The organism is Nocardia carnea, from assembly GCF_029868325.1.
GTDB classification, from domain to species: Bacteria; Actinomycetota; Actinomycetes; order Mycobacteriales; family Mycobacteriaceae; genus Nocardia; species Nocardia carnea_C.
The window spans coordinates 1-19,039 of sequence record NZ_JARWNW010000313.1 but is presented as its reverse complement, the minus strand read 5'-3'; the positions used below and the strand labels follow the sequence as shown (position 1 = coordinate 19,039).

The following is a 19,039-nucleotide window of genomic DNA, read 5'->3' as shown; positions in this document are numbered from 1 at the left end:
CGGTCAGGAGATGGGGTGGTCGCGGGCGATATCGGTCGCAGTGGCCTTCATGGCGGGCGTCAACTGGGTGTCTGCGTCGAGCAGTTCCACACCGAGCAAGGTGCCGTCGGCGGCGAAGTCCAGGACGGCCACGGTGGCGCCGTCCTTGTCGTCGACCGGAAGGGCGCGGGCGGGTTTGTGCGGACCGTCCGGCCGGATGTAGAGGTATGCGGCGTTGGCCTCTCTGTCCCACGTCAGTTTCTCGACGTATGGGTGCTGGGTTGCAGTCATCGGTGAAAGCCCCTGGTCTGCATGACAATGTTTGTCCGGTGACGCTACCGGCGGACGGAGTATTGCTGTATGCGACGGGTCAGCGGGGGACGTGGACGAACTCGACCGGGGTGCCATCCTGGGCATCGGCGGGGACGATCACCACACCGTCGCGGTCAACGAGGCCGCCGAGGTGGGCGGTTCGCACGGTGGGGTCGCCGATCCAACCGCCGACGGCGTCCTCGCTCCTGCGGGCGGGGACGATGCGGGTTACCGGACCGGAGATTTCCGCGGCGTTGTGCAGAGGGCCGATCAGTGGCCGGGGTGGGTGGGCGCCGGTGCGGCCCGCGACGATAGCGGGGGACAGGGCGAGCAGGGTGGCGACTGCGGCGAACGGGTTGCCGGGGAGCCCGAGAACCGTGGTGGTCGAGGGGAGTTCGGCTGCCACGGTGGAACCGCCGGGGCGTAGCGCGAGACGGGGGACCAGGATTCGGGCTCGGGCGCGGTCGAGGGCGCCGCGGAGTTGGTCGGCGGCGCCGCCGCCGGTCGCGCCGACTACGACCAGGAGATCGCAATCGGTGGCAGTAGCCAAAACTTGATCGAAACCGTGGGAGGTGTCGCGAAGATGTACCTGATCGAGGGTGTGTACTCCCTGCGCGGCGAGTAGTGCGGGCAGGATCGGGCCGATGGAATCCCGGGTCTGCCCGGCTTGTAGCGGGCCGGTACTGCGGATCTCGTCGCCGGTCATGACTATACGGGCGCGCACGGGTCCGCGGACGGCAGCGGTGGTGACTTCGACCGCGGCGGCCGCGGAAACCAGCGCGGCGGTGACAGGGGAACCGGCCGGTGCGATGACATCACCGGGCGTGCGGTCCTCGCCGCATCGGCGGATATCGGAACGCTCCGGCGTATCGGGAATTCGGTGCAGCCGGCCGTCGTACCGGGCGGACTCATCGCGCAGGACACGGGTGGTGCCCTCGGGAACCTGGGCGCCGGTGGCGATCCGGACTGCTTCACCGGGGTGTAAACCGTCCGGCCGTTGCCCGCCGGCGAAACCGATATCGGCACGAAGCTCCCACGGGCCGTCTCCGCGGACCGCGTACCCGTCCATCGCCGAGACATCGAAACGGGGCAGGGCGCCGAGCGCGGTGATCGGGGCGAGCAGCGCCGCGCCCCGCGCAGCGGCCAACTCGCACGGACGACCGGGAAGCCGGGACAGGTTGTCGTGCAGGGCTTCGCGCGCCTTGTCCAGCGGTAGCGGCAAGCGGGCGCCGGGTTCCCGGATTCCCGCGGGATACGTGGGCCGGGTTCCGGTGGCAGGTTGTCCGGTGGTTGCGGGAACCGGTGCGCTGAAATCCCTCGTCGCCGCGTCGCCGGAGACGGCGGGCTCGGCGCCGCCGGGAGCGAACACCGGACGAAGGCCGACCACCTCGGAACCATCGCGGGACCCGAGCGCGGCACGACCGCTGTCGGGTGTCTCGGCGGTGCCCGTACCGAACGTCTCGTTATCACTGGTGCTGTGTGCTGAACCGCCGGCGGTGCCGGGGGGCCCGTCGTGGCCGACGCGGTGGGCCGAATCCTGACTTGTGCCGAACGCGGCACGGGCGGCGTCGACATCTCCCGGTGTATCGCAATCGTCGACCCCGGCCAGCGTCACCATTTTCGTGTGCGGTGGCACCAGTGCTTTCATCGGCTGATTGATCACCGTGCCGAGTTCGCGCAGCCGGGCGGCCAGGGCCTCGTACCGCCACACGCCGATCAGGTATTGCGGCCGGCCGTTGCCGTCGGCCGCGAACACGGCGTCGAAATCCGCAGACTGCTGCAGTAATTCACCGATCACAGCGGGCGTCAGGAAGGGCATATCGGCGGCGAGGACGACCACCTGGGCGGTGACCTCGGCGCCGAGCGCGGCCACACCGGCCGCAATGGCCGCCACCGGGCCGGACCCGGGTTCTGGTTCGCGGGTTTGCAGGATCGACGCGGCGAGTTCAGGTCGCGGCGGGCCGACGACCACAGTGCGACCCGATCCCGCCGCGGCCAGCGCGGTTTCCAGCATCGACCGCCCGCCCACCACGAGCCCCGGTTTGTCGACGCCACCCATACGGCTGGCCCGGCCCCCGGCGAGCACGATCACGTCCGGTGCGGGCGCGGAATTCGGCATACCGTTCATGCTATTCCGTCTGGGACGATATCCCGGGTCGGTGACCATTGCACCGGCTCAGCCGAACCGGTGCCGCGCGGTCCGCAGGTCGACCCGGCCGTCGGAGATCGGTACGCCCTCGGCCGCGAGTAGTCGCAGCTGCCGTTCGGCCAGATGAGCGGCGGGTTTCCCGGAGGCGCCGAGCACCCGGTGCCAGGGCAGGTCGCCGGAGTCGGTGCGCATGATCCAGCCCACTGTCCGCGGCGTCGACAGACCCACCGCGGCGGCGATATCGCCATAGGTGGCGACCCGGCCCGGCGGTATCGAGGCGACCAATTCCCGGACGTGTTCGATCTGTGCGTCACTGGTGACCATCGCGGCCCTACAGTGCCGCGCGGATCAACGCCGCGGTCCGCTCCGGCAGGATCTGCGCGACCATATGTTCGCAATCCCACTCCTCGACGGTGAGGTTCGCGCCCAACCGTTCGGCGAGCACCGCCTCCACCGGCGGGGCGAGGAAAGGCGGGTCCACTTTCGTGGCGCGCACCAGCACTGTCGGCATATCGGGCGGCGGTAGCGCGGGTTCGCGGGCGAGCTGACTCCAGTACGCGATCAGCGCCGGCAGGCTCACTCGCCACCCGACCCGCCCGTCGCGTGCCGGGACGAGATGGTCGTCGAGTTCGGCCTGGAGCAGGTTCGGGTCGGCCGCGCCCCAGCCGGTGGCGAGTTTGTCCATCCGGGCTTCCTCGGTATCGGTGTAGTCGGGGGAGTCGAGGGTCGCCAGGGCGATCTCGTGCAGCCAGGCGGGGTCGAGCGCGACCGCCGGATCGAGCAGGACCAGGCCGCGGACGAGGTCGGGCCGGCGTTCGGCCAGCTGCAGCGCGCACGCACCGCCGAAGGAATGCGCGACCACCACCACCGGTTCCTCGGTTTCCGCGGTGAGCAGCGCCACCAGATCCGCCACGATCGTCTCGAGATCCCAGGGCGGCAGCGCGGTGGAATGCCCGTGTCCACGCAGGTCGGGCGCGATGACGCGGATATCGGGCAGCAACCGGGTGGCCAGGTCGGCCCAGCGCCTGCCGTGGCCGGTGAGACCGTGCAGGGCCAGCAGCGGCGGGCCGGTGACCGGACCGAATCGGTGAACATGCAGTGTGGGCACGATGACATTCTTATCGCCGGGCCGCGGACCCGCAGCGCCCGCGGGTGCGACGGGGTATCGGCGGTGTCGGCCCCGTCTGTTGCAATAGCGGTTGTGGTGCGTTCGGATAGGCCGGTGCGGCTGGTGCGCCGGAGAACAGCGGCTCCCCGGGCTCGGACCTGGGGCGCCGGTATTCGCGCGCTCTTCGCCCCCACCCCGGCAACTCCTGCGCAATCCGGTTCGGGGCGGTTGTGGCGTGTGCTCGGCGGGCCCGGAACGGGGAAATCGGCGCTGCTGGTCGATGTGGCGGCCGCCCGGATCGCCGGCGGTGCCGATCCGGAATCGGTGCTGCTGCTCACCCACTCGAAACAGGCCGCGGCCGCTGCCCGGGATGCCCTCACCGAACGTCTGACCCACTGGGATACCTGCGCCCCGGTGTTCGACAACGGTCCGGACGGATACGGCGTCGCCGACCTCGCGCTGTTCCCGCTCGCCGACCCGGCACCCGACGACGGGCTTTTCCCGGGGGTCGGCTCGCCGACTGCGGCCGGGACCGATCAGACACCCACATCGAAGGCAGCCGGCGATTCGGCCACTGTCGCCGGGCCCGGTAGCCCGTCCACACCCGCAGGGGCCGGTCGTTCGCCCACCTTCGCCGGAACCGGTCACCCGCTCGCTACCGGCACGTCCGCTGCCGGGGCTGATCACCCGTCCGGCAAGCCGAGCGACCCCTCCTTATCCCTACCGGGTACCGCTTCCGGACTGCCGATCTCCGGAGCAACCCGTGAACCGCTGGCCCGCACGATCCACTCCTACGCTTTCGGGATTCTGCGCCGCCAGGCCGCCCGGCACGGGAACCCGCCGCCGCGGCTGCTCACCGGCGCCGAACAGGACGCCGTCCTGCGTGAAATGCTGCGCGGCGACCTCACCGATATCGCCGCCGGTGCCCGCGATCTGTGGCCGCGGCGCCTGCAACCCGCCCTGAGCCTGGATGGTTTCGCCGACGAACTCCGCGACCTCATGCTGCGCGCCACCGAACGCGGGCTCGGCCCGGAGGATCTGATGGAGCTGGGCCGGCGGCAGGACCGGCCGGATTGGGTGGCGGCGGGCCGGTTCGCGCTGCGCTACGAACAGGCGATGCTGTTGCGCTGGTCGGTCGGGGTGGCGGCGCCGGAGGCGTCGGCGCCGGCCTTGAACGCGGCGGAGCTGGTGGGCGCCGCGCTCGATGCGCTGGCCGGGGACGCCGACCTGCTCGCCGCCGAACGCGCCCGGTTGCGCTGCCTGCTGGTCGACGACGCACAGCACCTGGACCCGCAGGCCGCGCTGCTGGTGCGGATCCTCGCCGAAGGCGCCGGAACCACCGTGATCGCCGGCGACCCGGACCAGGCCGTCTACACCTTCCGCGGCGCCGACCCCCGATCCCTGACCGACCTCGAAGTTCCGGCGTCGCGACGGATCGTTCTGCACACCAACCACCGTTCGGGCCCGGCCATCCACACCGCGACAGCGCGTATCGCCTCGCGTCTGCCGGGCAGTGCCGCACATCGCACGACTTTCGCCGATCTGGGTCCCGCGGAACGCGGCGAACCGGAGGCGGGGGATACCGCACCTGCCGCGCAGGTCAGGGTCCGGGTCCTCGGCAGCCCGGCCAAAGAGGCCTCGCTCATCGCGGACCAGTTGCGCCGCGCCCACCTCACCGACGGAGTCCCGTGGTCGCAGATGGCGGTGATCGTGCGATCGGTCCCGTTGCTGCTACCGCCGTTGCGCCGGGCGTTGCTGGCCGCGGGGGTCCCGGTCCGGCAGCCGGCGATCGATACGCCGCTGGCCCGCCGCCGCGGGGCCGCCTGGATGCTGCTTTCGCTGCGCGCCGTGCTCGCCGGCGAAGCCGCCCGCCGGGGTACGGGGTCCACGGAATCACTGTTCGGCCCGGACGACGCCCTCGACCTGCTGGGCGGACCGCTCGGCGGCGCCGACCAGATCGCCATGCGCCGTCTGCGCCGCGGAATCCGGCGCACCATCCTCGAACTCACCCGATCGACGCCAGCAACAGGAGATGCTGCGGTCGAACCGCCGGAGCTGGGAGTTACTGCGGTCGAACCGCGCCACTCGGGAGTTGCTGCGGTCGGACCGCCGGAGCCCGGAGTTGCTGCGGTCGGACCGCGCGAGCCCGGAGATGTCGCGGTCGAACTGCCCGAGCCCGGGGATGCGCTGCCCGAACCTGGAACCGGTCTGTCCGAATCCGGATACGCGCTGTCCGACCCCGATTACGCGCCAACCGAACCGGAGTACGAGCCGCCGATTCCCGACCCGGAATCACCACAGGCGCAACGCCCCGACGACTTCCCGCGCCCCGAATTCTTCCGTGACGCGGACCGTCTCGCCGACGACACGGTCCGCTACGCCGAGGACGCGGACTGGTTCGGCCTCGACGGGGACCACCGCTACGACGACCCGTGGGACGGGCTACCGCCGGAGCGCCCGGACGAAGACGACGAATTCGACCCGGATTTTCCCGACGAGGATACGGCACCCACGGCGGTGAGCCACCTGGTGGCGGCGGGCCGGGAGCACGACGAGTTCGGGCCGCAGCCGGGTTCCGCCGATACAGACGACGGGTTCGGGTCACCACAGGAGCACTCGGGCGGCGACGATGGATTCGGATCACCATCGGAGGGCCCGGACAACGACAACCTCTCGGTCTCCCGGTCGGTTGCCCACGACATGCAGCGGGCTCCGGTGGACACGACCGAGGTCACGGTCCGGTCCGGAGGGCACGGACCGAACCATGTCGGCGCGCCCCGGGACGACCGCGCCGATCACCCCGGTCCGGTTCGTCGGTGGCCCATCGGCCCTCATCCGCCTGCGCAGGAGGTCCGGCCGGCGGAGGGAGCCGGCAGCGAGATCGGTCTCCAGGACGCCGAACGTGTGTCGGCCGGATACCCGGCCGCGGACAGTACCGAGCCGGCGGGTCGTCGCGCTGCACCGGGAAGCCGGGCCAGTGGCAGTACCACCGGTTCGCCTCGGGGCGCTCGTCCGGCGACCGATGGCGAAGCCCGAGACGGCAATGCCTCCACCGGTTCGCCTTCGGGTTCCGGCCGAATCGCCGTCGGCGATACCGGTACCGTCGACGGCCCGGGGCTCGTCGCCGATCGCCCTTCGATGGATGTCCTGCGCGACATACTCCTCGGTTCGGGGGACGAGCGGATCCTCGCGGGGCTCACCGAGGTCGAGCGCGCACCGCTGAACCGGGCGTTGCGTGCGCTGGACCGGGCCCGCAGGGTCCGGCGGGACGGCGGCACTCTCGAGGATGTGCTGTGGGCGTTGTGGACGGGGTCGCGGCTGGAGAAGCGCTGGCCGGCGCAGTCGGAGCGCGGCGGGGCGGCGGGGATGCAGGCCGATCGCGACCTCGATGCGGCGGTGGCGCTGTTCGATGCCGCGGCCGCCTACACCGACCGGTTACCGGGCGCGACCATCGAAGGTTTCGTGGAATACCTGACCCAGCAGCAGATCGCGCAGGATCGGGCGGCGCGGTCGCGGCAGGACGAGGCCGTCGATCTGCTGAGTGCGCATGCCGCGGCCGGGCGGGAATGGGAGGTTGTCGCGGTCGCCGGGGTGCAGGAGGGGATCTGGCCGGATCCACGACCCCGTGGCACCTTGTTGCATACCGAGGATCTGGTGGATCAGGTTGCCGGTATCACCGAGCGGGTGAGCCGGTCCGCGCCGATTCTGGCCGAGGAACGCCGGCTGCTGTTCCTCGCCTGTAGCCGGGCCCGGCGTTCACTGCTGGTGACGGCGGTGGAATCGGTGACCGGTGAACGCGATCTGGTGCCGTCGAGATTCCTGGCCGAACTGATCGGCGGCGAATCCGACGGTGAGCCGGGCGCACTGCCGATCGCGGAGCCGGGCCGGGTGCTGGCGCTGCATGCCTTGGTGGCCGAACTGCGCGCGGTCGTCTGTGATCCGGACGCCGGTGCCGAGCGGCGTCGCCGCGCCGCATCGCAGCTGGCCCGGCTGGCGCTGGCCGGGATACCCGGTACGGCGCCCGGCGACTGGTACGGCGTCCCCGGTCTCAGTTCCACCGAGACCCTGTGGGACGACGACGGGCCGATCGCGCTGTCCCCGTCGACGATCGAGCTGCTGCGCACCTGCCCGCTGCGCTGGGCGCTGGAACGACACGGCGGGTCGGACGGGGAGAATCCGCACGCCGTGAAGGGAACCCTGGTGCACACTCTGGTGCAGGCGCTGGCGGGCCGGGTCCCGCTCGACCGGGTGCGTGCCGAACTCGCCCGCAGCTGGACGAGTATCGATCCCGAAACCAGCTGGCACTCCCGGCAGGAACTGCGCCGTACCGAGGCCATGCTGGACGCGTTCGTGGCCTGGGTGCGCAATACCCGGGACGAGCTGACACAGGCCGGCGTCGAGGTGCCCGTCGACTGCGAACTGCCCGGTCGCGGCGCGGAGGCGCCCGCGGTCCGGATCCGCGGCCGGATCGACCGTCTGGAACGCGACGACCGGGGCCGGTTCGTGATCGTGGACGTGAAAACGGGCAAGAACCCGGTCAGCGAGGCCGATGCCGCCCAGCACGCCCAGCTGGCGACGTACCAGGTCGCGGCGGCTGCGGGCGCGCTCGGCGAAACCACGGAAGACCCCGAACCCGGCGGTGCGCGGCTGGTGTATGTGGGACTGCCGGCTTCCAGCGGGGTGGCGAAGGAACGTGTCCAACCGGCATTCGACGCCGAAACCCTCGACGCCTGGCGGGAGACGATCCACACGGCCGCCGCCGGCACCGAAGGCCCCGGCTTCCTGGCGATCCGTAACGACGGCTGCCGCCACTGCGCCGTGAAGAACAGCTGCCCGGTTCAGGACGCCGGACGTCAGGTGACCGACGAGTGAGCGCCCGGGTCACACCGGGGCAGCTGGCCGACGCGCTTGGCCTACCTCCGCCGACCGCGGAACAGGCCGCGGTGATCGCCGCGCCACCGGGCCCGGCGCTGGTGGTGGCGGGTGCGGGCGCGGGTAAAACCGAGACCATGGCGGCGCGGGTCGTATGGATGGTGGCCAACCGCCTCGTCACCCCGGAGGAAGTACTGGGCCTGACCTTCACCCGGAAGGCTGCCCAGCAGCTCACCGCCCGGATCCGGACCCGGCTGGCCCGGCTGGCCGGTTCCCGCCTGCTCCGCGATCTCGATCCCACCGGCGAGCTGCGCACCACCCTGACCGCCGCGGAACCGGAGATCAGCACCTATCACTCCTACGCTGGCCGGTTGCTCCGCGAGCACGGGTTGCTGCTGCCGGTGGAACCGTCGGCGGCGCTGCTCACCGAGACCCAGCTGTGGCAGGTCGCCCATCAGGTGGTGCGCGGCTGGGACGGCGATCTGGAGACCGATCGCGCACCGCTGACCGTGACCGAGGCAGTTCTCGCGTTGTCCGGTCAGCTCGCCGAGCATCTCGTGGAACCCGAACAGCTGTCCGAAGCGCATACCGAGCTGGAGAAACTGGTCCACACCCTGCCGCCCGGGCCGCGCCAGCGGGGCGGGCCGAACAAGGAGCTGCTGTCGATTCTGCGGGCGCAGCGGGAACGGGTCGCGCTGCTGCCGCTGGTCCGGCAACTCCGCGAAACCCTCCATCAGCGCGGCGCACTCGATTTCGGGGCCCAGATGTCGCTGGCGGCGCGGCTCGCGGCCGAACATCGCGAGGTCGCCGATGCCGAGCGGGCGCGGTTCCGGCTGGTTCTGCTCGACGAATACCAGGACACCGGGCACGCGCAGCGCATCCTGCTCTCGTCCCTGTTCGGCGCCGGGTACGCGGCCGAACGCAGCGGCCCCCGGCGCAGCGAACCGCGGGCACCGGCGGTGACCGCGGTCGGCGATCCCATGCAGTCGATCTACGGGTGGCGTGGTGCGTCGGCGGCCAACCTGCCCAGGTTCACCACCGATTTCCCGCGCGGCCCCGGCGATCCGGCGCCGGTCCTGCCGTTGCTCACCAGCTGGCGCAACCCGCCGGAGGCGCTGAACCTGGCGAATATGGTCGTCGAGCCGCTGCGTGCCGTGGCCCGGGCGAGCGGTGGGGTCACCGTGGATCCGCTGCGGGCCAAACCGGAGGCGGCTCCCGGCGATCTCGCCGTCGCGCTGTGTGCCACCGTGGCCGATGAACGCCGCTGGATCGCCGAGCGGATCGCCGCCGAATGGTCGCGCGCCCGCGAAGCGCAGCGGCCACCGCCCACCTCGGCGGTGCTGATCCGCCGCAACGCCGATGCCGCCGAACTCGCCGAACAGTTACGTGCGCAGGGGTTGCCGGTGGAAATCGTCGGTCTCGGCGGACTGCTGGCGACACCGGAGGTCGCCGATATCGTCGCGACCCTGCGCCTCATCGCCGATCCGGCGGCCGGGAGCGCGGCGGTACGAATCCTCACCGGCGCCCGCTGGCGGCTGGGCGTGGCCGATCTGGCCGCGCTGGCACGGCGGGCCCGGGAACTGTCGATCGGGCACGATCCCGGCGGCGAAATCACCGATGCGACCACACTGGCCGCGGCGCTACGCGAGGTGGCGCCGGAACCTGCCGAACGTGCCGGCCTGGCGGATGCGATCGCCGACCCGGGGCCGCCGCAACGCTATTCGACCGCCGGGTACCGGCGGATCACCACACTGGGCGCGGAACTGGCGACGCTGCGGGAACGGGCCGGGCAGCCGCTGACCGAACTGGTTGCCGATGTGGAGCGCACCATCGGGGTCGGTGTGGAGGCGCAGGCGCGTCGTGCCCTGACCGGTTCCGGTGCGGGACGTGAACATCTGGATGCCTTCGCCGAGGTCGTCGCCGGTTACGCCGCCGATACCGGGGCGAGCCTCGGCGGGTTGCTGGCGTTCCTCGCGGCCGCGGAATCGGTGGAGAACGGCCTGGAACCCGGGGAGGTGGAGGTCGCCCCGGACCGTGTCCAGGTGCTCACCGTGCACGCGGCCAAGGGCCTGGAATGGGAGGTGGTCGCGGTACCCCATGTGTGCAAGGAGGTGTTCCCGTCCACCCGCGGGGTGAACACCTGGCTGGGCGCGCTGGCCGAGCTGCCCACCTCGCTGCGTGGTGACCGCGCCACCGCGGATTCGCCGGACGGGGTGCCGGTACTGGATCTCGCCGACTGCGCCGACCGTGCCGATCTGCAGCGTTGCCTGACCGCGCACAAGAAGGCGCTACAGCGCCGCCGGTTGGACGAGGACCGCCGGCTCTTCTATGTCGCGCTGACCAGAACCGAACGCGTACTGCTGGTTTCGGCGCACCACTGGCCCGAATCCGGTGACAAACCGAAAGGTCCCTCGGAGTTCCTGCTCGAGGTGAAAGCAGCCGCCGAGTTGCCGGACAGCGGTATGGAGATCGCGCATTGGGCGCCCGAACCCGAAGAGGGCGAAACGAACCCGCTGGCCGCGACCCCCGATACCGCGCCCTGGCCCGGCGACCCGCTGGGCGCCCGCCGCACCGATATCGAGGAGGGCGCCGCCCTCGTGAACGCCGCGCTGGCCGACCTCGCCGCCGGCGCAGCCGAATCGGAAACCGACGACGATCCGGACGGCTGGGCCGCCGATGTCGATGCGCTGCTCGCCGAATTCCGGTCGACGGCGGCCACGGTCACCGATGTGGAACTGCCCAGCCAGCTTCCCGCCACCGCGCTGGTCGAAATGCGCGCCGACCCGGGCAGGCTCGCCGCCCGGCTGCGCCGGCCGCTGCCGTACCCGCCGAATCCGCTGGCCCGCCGCGGTACTGCCTTCCACGCCTGGGTGCAGCGCTGGTTCGCCACCGACCAGCTACCCGGCCTCGACGATCTGCCCGGCTCCGCGGATGCCGGCGCCGCGGCCGATGTGGAACTGGCCCGGATGCAGGAAGCGTTCCTGTCCTCGCGCTGGTCGGCACGCCGTCCGGTGGAAATCGAGGTGCCGTTCGAAACCACCATCGCCGGGATCGTGATCCGCGGCCGGATGGACGCCGTTTTCGCGGAACCGGGAGACGGCTGGACCGTAGTCGACTGGAAAACCGGCGCCGAACCCGGTTTCGCCGACGAACCCGCGGTCGCCGTGCAGCTGGCCGTCTACCGCCTGGCCTGGGCGCGCCTGCGTGCGGCGCAGACCGGGGAAACCGAGGAACAGGTGCTGAAACGGGTCGGCGCCGCCTTCCACTATGTGCACACCGGCCGGACCGTCTCCCCGGACCGGTTGCCCGGACCCGCGGAACTCACCGAACTACTCACGAACACACCGGGGGCGGAACACGCCGGCCATCCGGACACGAAATCCCGGCAGTAACGGCCTGGCCCGGTGTCGTGCCGGACAATGTCGGTGTCCGTCCGGCGAGTGCCTCGATGCCCCGGGCGGACCGAGGGCCCGGTCGAGGTGGGGCGCAAGCCGTGGCCTCGCTCTGCTCCGATTCGGCCCGAGTGGCGGAAGCCGGCCCCGATCATGCCGCCCCCATCGCGCGTGTGTCCGTTCAGGGACGCGGTGCCCGGCGGCTCACCACCAAGGCCTGGGTGATCAACGGCACCTGTAAGGGCAGCCGGAGCAGCGAGATCGCCTTGAGTGCGAACGGCGCCTTCGGGTTGCCCACCGAATCGGCCGTGAACTGGATATTGGCCGGAAACACCGCGATGAACAGCAGCGCCGCCAGCCGGCCACCGAGCCGCCGGGTTCGCGGGATCAACAATGCGGTCCCGACACCGATTTCGGCCACACCGGACCAATATGTGTAGGAGCGTGCTTTCCCCGGCAACTGTTTCGGGACGATGGAATCGAACGGTGCGGGCGCCACGAAATGCATGACCCCCGCACCCATCAGGATCGCGGCCAGGCGCAGAGCGGGAGTGCGGCCGGGATCGCGGGTGGTATCCGGAGGTGTGTCGTCTGCCATGGGCTCCACCGTAATCCGGGGATACGGGCGAAGGTGGCCCGTGGACCGCCGGGCGCGCAGCGGGCCCGGCGGTCTGCGAGCGGGTAGGCTCCCGAGCTGTGTCGGAGGGACTGAGGGTGTCGAATTCCCGGGGTAGCCGATGGTAGCCCCGGTCAGTGCCCGGTTCGCCCAGCTGGGTGGCCGGGGGCGGCTCGGCGGCGAGCGCCCGGATTTCGCGCTGGTCGGGGTGCTGCGTATCCCGGAGGTGCAGAACAGCCCGTGGATTTCGCTGACCCGCCGGGTGCTGTTCGCGATCGGCCTGCTGTGCACCGCCGCGATCGTCGTCTACCTCGGCCGCGACGGTTACAACGACAACGCCGACGGTTCGGTGGATTTGCTCGACGCGTTCTACTACGCGACCGTATCGCTGTCGACCACCGGTTACGGCGATATCTCGCCGGTGACCGATTCGGCGCGGCTGGTGAACATCTTCGTCATCACACCGCTTCGCGTGCTGTTCCTCATCGTCCTGGTCGGCACCACCCTGGCGGTGCTCACCGAACGTTCCCGCCAGGCCTTGAAGATCCAGCGTTGGAGGCGCACCGTGCGTAATCACACCGTCGTCGTCGGGTACGGCACCAAAGGCCGCACCGCAATCGACGCCATGATCGGGGACGGGGTGCAGCCCGCCGAAATCGTCGTGGTCGACACCGACGCGGTGGCCCTCGAAGCCGCCGCCACCGCGGGTCTGGTCACCGTGCACGGGACGGCCACGCAATCCGATGTCCTGCGGCTGGCGGGCGTGCAGAACGCCGCGTCGGTCATCGTGGCCGCCAACCGCGACGACACCGCGGTGCTGGTCACCCTGAGCGCCCGGGAGCTCACGAAGAAGGCGAAGATCGTCGCCTCGATCCGGGAATCGGAGAACACCCATCTGCTGCGTCAATCCGGCGCCGATTCGGTGGTGGTGTCCTCGGAGACCACCGGCCGGCTGCTCGGTATCGCGACCACCACACCCAGCGTCGTGGAGATGATGGAGGATCTGCTCACCCCGGAACACGGTTTCGCGGTCGCCGAACGCGAGGTCGAGCCGGGCGAGGTCGGGGGATCGCCGCGCCACCTCAGCGATATCGTGCTCGGTGTGGTGCGCGACGGCGAGCTGGTCCGGGTGGGCGAACCGGCTGTCGACGCCCTGGAAACCGGGGACAAACTGCTCTACATCCGTCGCGCGCGCTGACCCGGATACTCCGCGGTTCGCGTCGCGATACCCTCGGGACGTGGCGGTATTCGAGCTCAACCAGATCCCTCTGTTGTCCCGTTCGGCGCTCGACCGCGCCGACCATCTGCGCGGCGACGCACATGTGCTGAAGGAAGGCTGGGCCACCGCCCGGCTGTTACGGATCGGGCGGCGCGGTACGGTGCGTTACGAATCCGGGGCTCTGGTCTGGGAAGCCGCTACCGAACTGTCGGCCGAGCCGAGCCCGGACGCGGTATTTCTCGGTGTCCGCGACGGTGTGCACCTGTGGGCTGTCCGTGATCGCGACCTCACCGGCGAGCTGCGTGACCTGCGCCAGCTCGCCGACAGCCGGATCGACGATTTCACCGCCGGAGTGCTGTCCGCCGCGCTCGCCCTGATCAACTGGCATGCCGGCGCGGCATTCCACGGCGCCGACGGCAGTCCGATGATCCCCGCCAAGGCCGGGTGGTCGCGGGTGACCGAGGACGGTCGCGAGGATTTCCCGCGCACCGATCCGGCGGTGATCTGCCTGATCCACGACGGGGCCGACCGGGTCCTGCTGGCTCGTCAGCACAGCTGGCCGGCGACGATGTTCTCCCTGCTGGCCGGGTTCGTCGAGGCCGGGGAATCGCTCGAACGCTGCGTCGAACGCGAGATGCTCGAGGAGGTGGGGCTCGCGGTCCGCGATATCCGCTATCTCGGCAGCCAGCCGTGGCCCTTCCCGCGGTCGCTGATGCTCGGCTTCTGCGCGCTCGCCGATCCGGAGCAGCCGCTGGAGTTCACCGACGGTGAGATCGCCGAGGCCCGCTGGTTCACCCGTGATGAGGTGCGCGCGGCACTGGCGTCCGGCGGCTGGCCGGCCCGGCCGGGTGCGGGAATCGACCCCGACCCCGAGGCGGCGCCGAAGCTGCTGCTGCCGGGTGCGGTTTCCATCGCCCGCACCATCGTGGAATCGTGGGTCGCCGCCGGCGCCGATTCGCTCGCGGAATAAGTGGTCACCGGGCCGGCCGGGCGATGCGTCCCGGTCCGCACCGGATCGGCCGGATGTTCACCGAGCGCGAAGCTGCCCCGCCGTGGCGGACCGGCCGGTTCGTCACGCCTACTATGGAGAACATGCAGCTTCACGAAGCGCCGGCCGGTTCGCTCGGTGCGCGCGCGCTCCCCGGACACCACCCGGACGTCGTACCGGCGGGTGAGGCGTAATGAGCGATTTCGGATTCGGATTCTCCCAGGGCGGTGACGACGACGACCGTCGCCGCGGCGATAAGCCGGGGGGCGGTAACGACCCGTTCGGTCTCGGCGGCGGCGCGGCCGGTTTCGATCCGGCAGCCCTGGGCCAGATGCTCACCTCGCTCGGGCAGATGCTCAGCGGTATGGGACAGGGCGTGGCCGGTGGTGGTGGCTCCGGCCCGGTGAACTACGACGTGGCCAAACAGCTCGCCCGCCAGCAGCTCGGTAAGACAGTCGAGCCGGTGTCGAGCGGTACGGCCGCGGCCGTTGCCGATGCCGCCCACCTTGCCGAGCTGTGGCTCGACGATGCGACGACCTTCCCCGCCGGCGCGACGACCACGGTGGCCTGGACCGCGAACGACTGGATCGAGAAAACGCTGCCCACCTGGCAGCGACTCTGCGATCCGGTGGCGCAGCAGATCTCCGGTATGTGGACCGCTGGGCTGCCCGAGGAAGCGCGCGAAATGGCCGGCCCCATGATGGGCATGCTCGGCCAGATGGGGGGACTCGCCTTCGGTTCGCAGCTCGGGCAGGCGCTGGGCCAGCTCGCCAAGGAAGTTCTGACCGGGACCGATATCGGTCTGCCGCTGGGTCCGGCCGGTACGGCCGCGCTGCTGCCCACGGCGATCTCGGAGTTCAGCGAAGGGCTCGAACAGCCGGAGAGCGAGATCATGGTGTTCCTCGCCGCCCGCGAGGTCGCCCATCAGCGCCTGTTCGTGCATGTCCCCTGGCTGCGCCAGCAGCTCCTCGGCGCCGTCGAGGACTACGCGCGCGGGATCACCATGGATTTCTCCGCACTCGAAGAGGCGGCCCGTGATCTCGACCCCTCGGCGCTGACCGACCCGAGCAAGCTCGAGGAGATCCTGTCCCAGGGCAGTTTCGAACCGCAGACGACGCCCGAGCAGAAGCAGGCCCTGGACCGGCTGGAGACCTTGCTCGCCCTGATCGAGGGTTGGGTGCAGGTCGTGGTCGGCGCGGCGGTCGGTGAGCGGCTGCCCGGTGCGGGCGCACTGGCCGAGACACTGCGGCGGCGCCGCGCCACCGGCGGCCCGGCCGAACAAACCTTCGCCACCCTGGTCGGCCTCGAACTGCGACCCCGCAAACTGCGCGAGGCCGCCACACTGTGGCAACGCTTGACCGACGATGCCGGTCTCGCGGCCCGCGACGGTGTCTGGGCGCACCCGGATCTGCTGCCCGACGCCTCGGATCTCGACGCGCCCGCCGGGTTCATCGATTCGGTGATCGGCGGCGGTGCCGGTGCGTTCGACGATCCCATGGCCCAGCTGGCTGCCACCGAGGCCGCGGAGCGGGAACAGGCCGGTAAGGACCGAAAAGGCGAGAAGCAGGACCCGCCCGCCGAAGGCGGAGACGAATCCGGCCCGGAAAAACCCGAACCGGGTAACGGCAAGGACTGACTCCGAACCAAGCGCTGCGCAGTCGCGCCCGGAGTGCGCGGTTTCGCACGAGTTTCCTGTCCGTCTCGCTGTAGTGCCGTGAACCGCCCGTCAGCTGCGATAATCGGAGTTATCCACAGGTCATGCGCCTGTGGATAACTCCCTTCCTGGAACCTTTTGCGCCGCAACGGCCGTCGCATACTTCGGGCATGACGACACTTCGGCCGCGCGGCCCGCTCCTGCATCCCCGGGTACCGATCCTGGTGCGCTCGACCGGTCAGGTCCAGCTGGGCTGGGATCCCGAGACAGCCGTACTGTGTGAGGCCCCGGGGCTGGAGACTCAGCAGGTCCTGGGATTCCTCCGCCTCCTCGATGGACTGAACAGCCGGCCGGCGATCGTGTGGCGGGCGCGTTCGTTCGGTCTCGAGGCTCGGCATGCGACGGCGTTGTTCGAGGTGATCGACGCGGCCGGCCTGGTGGTCCATCCCTCCTGCCCCGCAGGCTGTGTCCGAACCATCCGTGTTCACGGGACAGGCCCGCTCGCCGACGCGATCGGCTCCGGCCTGGGTGCGCTCGGGATCCGGCCGTCCCGCTCCCGCGACCGGAGCGGCCGGCTGCCCGGCCCCGTCGCGCCGGCGGATCTGGTGGTACTGGCCGATGCGCTGATTCCCGATCCCTGTTTGGTCCAGGAGCTGTCCCGGGCCCGGATCGCGCATATCGTGGTCCGGCTGCGCGACGGTAAAGGACTCGTCGGCCCGCTGGTTCTGCCGGGGCTCACCAGCTGTCTGCGCTGCGCCGATCTCGCCCGAGTGGATCGCGATGCCGAATGGCCGCGATTGGCCGCTCAGCTGCTCGGCCGGACGGGACATGCGAGTCCCGCCGGAATCGCCGCCGTGGCCGCCCTGGCGCTCGGCGAACTCGAGACGATTCTCGCTTGTGACCCGGCTTCCCCACCGGAGACGCTGAACCGCACATTGGAGCTCGATCTCGGCACCCGGCAGCTGCACCGTCGTCCGTGGACACCGCATGAACGATGTGGCTGCCTGGTACCGCATCACAGCGGCGCGCTGTGATGACGCTCACACTTGCGGTCGCTGTGGTAATTCTCTTCGGTTTTCCGTGGCAGATCCGCCGGTCCGTCGGCCATGATGGGGGAGTGTCTGAGATCGTGCGCCGGCCCATGTCCCGCAATGCGAAGTTAGCCAAGATTCCGCTCGGTGTGGCGGGTCGTGCCGCGGTCGGTTTCGGCCGCAAGCTCGCGGGTGGCGATCGCAAGGAGATCAACACCGAGATGAACCAGAAGGCGGCCGAACAGCTGTTCGCCGTGCTCGGTGAGCTCAAGGGCGGCGCGATGAAATTCGGTCAGGCGCTGAGTGTGATGGAGGCCGCAGTTCCCGAAGAATTCGGTGAACACTATCGCGAGGCCCTCACCAAACTGCAGGCCGCGGCCCCGCCGATGCCCGCGGCCACCGTGCACCGCGTCCTCGATCAGCAACTCGGCACCGACTGGCGGAAGCGTTTCGAATCGTTCGACGACACCCCGGCCGCCTCGGCCAGTATCGGCCAGGTGCACAAGGCGGTGTGGTCGGACGGCCGCCAGGTGGCGGTGAAGGTCCAGTACCCCGGCGCGGACGAGGCGCTGCGTGCGGATCTGCGGACGCTGAACCGGATGACGGGCCTGTTCGCGAAGGTTATCCCCGGTGCGGATGTTAAACCGCTGCTCGCCGAGATCAACGAACGTACCGAGGAAGAGCTGGACTACCGCAACGAGGCCGCGAATCAACGAGCCTTCAGCAAGGCCTACGACGGACATCCGGAGTTCGTGGTGCCGAAGGTGGTCGCGAGCGCGCCGAAGGTCATCGTCAGCGAATGGCTCGACGGCACATCGGTTTCCGCCATCATCGCCGCGGGCGAAGCCGATCCCGAGGGCACTCGCGTCCTGCGTAACCGGGTCGCCGGACTGATGGGCCGATTCCACTTCTCCTCGCCCGAAATCGTCGGTCTGCTGCACGCGGACCCGCATCCGGGCAATTTCATGATCACGCCCGAGGGCAAACTCGCGGTGATCGACTACGGCGCCTGCGCCCCGCTACCGGGTGGTTTCCCCGAGCTCCTGGGGCGGATACTCGCCCTCGCGGTGGCCGAGGAGTACGGCCAACTCACCGAACTACTGCACGCCAACGGGTGGGTGCTGCCCGGTAGAACCCTCACCGAGCAGGAGATCGAGGAGTACCTGCGCCCGTTCACCGATCCGATCCGCTCCGAATCGTTCCATTTCACCCGCCGCTGGATGCAGCGGGTGGCGGGTAAGGCCACCGACTATTCCTCGCCGGAGATGAAAACCGCGCGGGCCATGGTGCTGCCCGCCGAATACGTGATGATCTTCCGGGTCCTGGGGGGATCGATCGGTATCTGTGCCCAGCTCGATGCCGAGGTGCCCTTCATACAGCTGGCCTCCCGCTGGCTGCCCGGGTTCCGCGAGGAACGCGACAGCGCCTGAAAACCCATGGGGGCCAACGTTTGCCCGCCTCCGGGATAGCACCGAACGCGAACGAGCCCCAAAAAGGCGGAGCGGTTTGCGGCGGGGTTACGGTTTAGGGGCGCATACCCGGGGGGGTGGACCCCCGCGGGGGCAGACACACCCCGCGCCCCTAACCCGCCCGCCCCCCCGCCCGGGTTTGGGCGCCTAAACCGCAACCGCGCCGCTCTTGGCTGCGCGGTGGCGCGCCTCGTTCGCGTTCGGTGCTATCCCGGAGGCGGGCAAACGTTGGCCCCCATGGGTTTTCAGG

The 19,039-nt window shown here is 70.4% G+C and carries 12 protein-coding genes; 7 read left to right on the top strand and 5 right to left on the bottom strand.

Annotated features, from left to right (window positions below):
• Positions 1-3: 3 nt before the first annotated feature.
• The 4 genes from QH196_RS30980 to QH196_RS30965 all read right to left on the bottom strand — a co-directional run bounded on the left by QH196_RS30980 (position 4) and on the right by QH196_RS30965 (position 3,548).
• Positions 4-270, bottom strand: coding sequence for a DUF2283 domain-containing protein (locus QH196_RS30980; protein WP_280419398.1), 267 nt, complete (start codon positions 268-270; stop codon positions 4-6).
• A gap of 79 nt (positions 271-349) precedes the next feature.
• Complete coding sequence (locus QH196_RS30975) at positions 350-2,410, bottom strand: NTP transferase domain-containing protein (RefSeq protein ID WP_280419397.1); 2,061 nt, start codon at positions 2,408-2,410, stop codon at positions 350-352.
• 57 nt (positions 2,411-2,467) lie between these two features.
• Positions 2,468-2,764 (bottom strand): MGMT family protein, encoded by a 297-nt coding sequence (locus QH196_RS30970; protein WP_280419396.1) that lies wholly within the window; start codon positions 2,762-2,764, stop codon positions 2,468-2,470.
• Positions 2,765-2,771: 7 nt separating this feature from the next.
• Positions 2,772-3,548: an alpha/beta fold hydrolase gene (locus QH196_RS30965; protein ID WP_280419395.1), complete on the bottom strand. Its 777-nt coding sequence runs from the start codon at positions 3,546-3,548 to the stop codon at positions 2,772-2,774.
• Between the two features lie 237 nt (positions 3,549-3,785).
• Between QH196_RS30965 and QH196_RS30960 the strand changes: the two genes are divergently transcribed.
• Complete coding sequence (locus QH196_RS30960) at positions 3,786-8,420, top strand: PD-(D/E)XK nuclease family protein (RefSeq protein ID WP_348538124.1); 4,635 nt, start codon at positions 3,786-3,788, stop codon at positions 8,418-8,420.
• Positions 8,417-11,812 (top strand): ATP-dependent DNA helicase, encoded by a 3,396-nt coding sequence (locus QH196_RS30955; RefSeq protein WP_280419394.1) that lies wholly within the window; start codon positions 8,417-8,419, stop codon positions 11,810-11,812. Before QH196_RS30960 ends, QH196_RS30955 begins: the two co-directional genes overlap by 4 nt.
• Before the next feature lie 181 nt (positions 11,813-11,993).
• On the opposite strand, the gene QH196_RS30950 is transcribed toward QH196_RS30955, so the two are convergent.
• Positions 11,994-12,410: a DoxX family protein gene (locus QH196_RS30950; RefSeq protein WP_280419393.1), complete on the bottom strand. Its 417-nt coding sequence runs from the start codon at positions 12,408-12,410 to the stop codon at positions 11,994-11,996.
• 139 nt (positions 12,411-12,549) lie between these two features.
• Between QH196_RS30950 and QH196_RS30945 the strand changes: the two genes are divergently transcribed.
• From QH196_RS30945 to QH196_RS30925, 5 genes are all read left to right on the top strand, one after another.
• Positions 12,550-13,626: a potassium channel family protein gene (locus QH196_RS30945; RefSeq protein WP_280419392.1), complete on the top strand. Its 1,077-nt coding sequence runs from the start codon at positions 12,550-12,552 to the stop codon at positions 13,624-13,626.
• 40 nt (positions 13,627-13,666) lie between these two features.
• A complete protein-coding gene (gene nudC / locus QH196_RS30940; RefSeq protein WP_280419391.1) occupies positions 13,667-14,617 on the top strand; it encodes an NAD(+) diphosphatase in 951 nt (316 codons plus the stop codon).
• 211 nt (positions 14,618-14,828) lie between these two features.
• Positions 14,829-16,271, top strand: a complete 1,443-nt coding sequence (locus QH196_RS30935) for a zinc-dependent metalloprotease (protein ID WP_280419390.1) — start codon at positions 14,829-14,831, stop codon at positions 16,269-16,271.
• 188 nt (positions 16,272-16,459) lie between these two features.
• A complete protein-coding gene (locus QH196_RS30930; RefSeq protein ID WP_280419389.1) occupies positions 16,460-17,323 on the top strand; it encodes a TOMM precursor leader peptide-binding protein in 864 nt (287 codons plus the stop codon).
• A 107-nt stretch (positions 17,324-17,430) separates the two neighbouring features.
• Complete coding sequence (locus tag QH196_RS30925; protein ID WP_280419416.1) at positions 17,431-18,750, top strand: ABC1 kinase family protein; 1,320 nt, start codon at positions 17,431-17,433, stop codon at positions 18,748-18,750.
• Positions 18,751-19,039 lie beyond the last annotated feature (289 nt).

Bases quoted from the DNA above. Each gene is read 5' to 3' on its own strand.
- QH196_RS30980 (WP_280419398.1), bottom strand. From the start codon at position 270: ATGACTGCAACCCAGCACCCATACGTCGAGAAACTGACGTGGGACAGA.
- QH196_RS30975 (WP_280419397.1), bottom strand. From the start codon at position 2,410: ATGCCGAATTCCGCGCCCGCACCGGACGTGATCGTGCTCGCCGGGGGC.
- QH196_RS30970 (WP_280419396.1), bottom strand. From the start codon at position 2,764: ATGGTCACCAGTGACGCACAGATCGAACACGTCCGGGAATTGGTCGCC.
- QH196_RS30950 (WP_280419393.1), bottom strand. From the start codon at position 12,410: ATGGCAGACGACACACCTCCGGATACCACCCGCGATCCCGGCCGCACT.
- QH196_RS30945 (WP_280419392.1), top strand. From the start codon at position 12,550: ATGGTAGCCCCGGTCAGTGCCCGGTTCGCCCAGCTGGGTGGCCGGGGG.
- QH196_RS30935 (WP_280419390.1), top strand. From the start codon at position 14,829: ATGAGCGATTTCGGATTCGGATTCTCCCAGGGCGGTGACGACGACGAC.
- QH196_RS30930 (WP_280419389.1), top strand. From the start codon at position 16,460: ATGACGACACTTCGGCCGCGCGGCCCGCTCCTGCATCCCCGGGTACCG.
- QH196_RS30925 (WP_280419416.1), top strand. From the start codon at position 17,431: ATGTCCCGCAATGCGAAGTTAGCCAAGATTCCGCTCGGTGTGGCGGGT.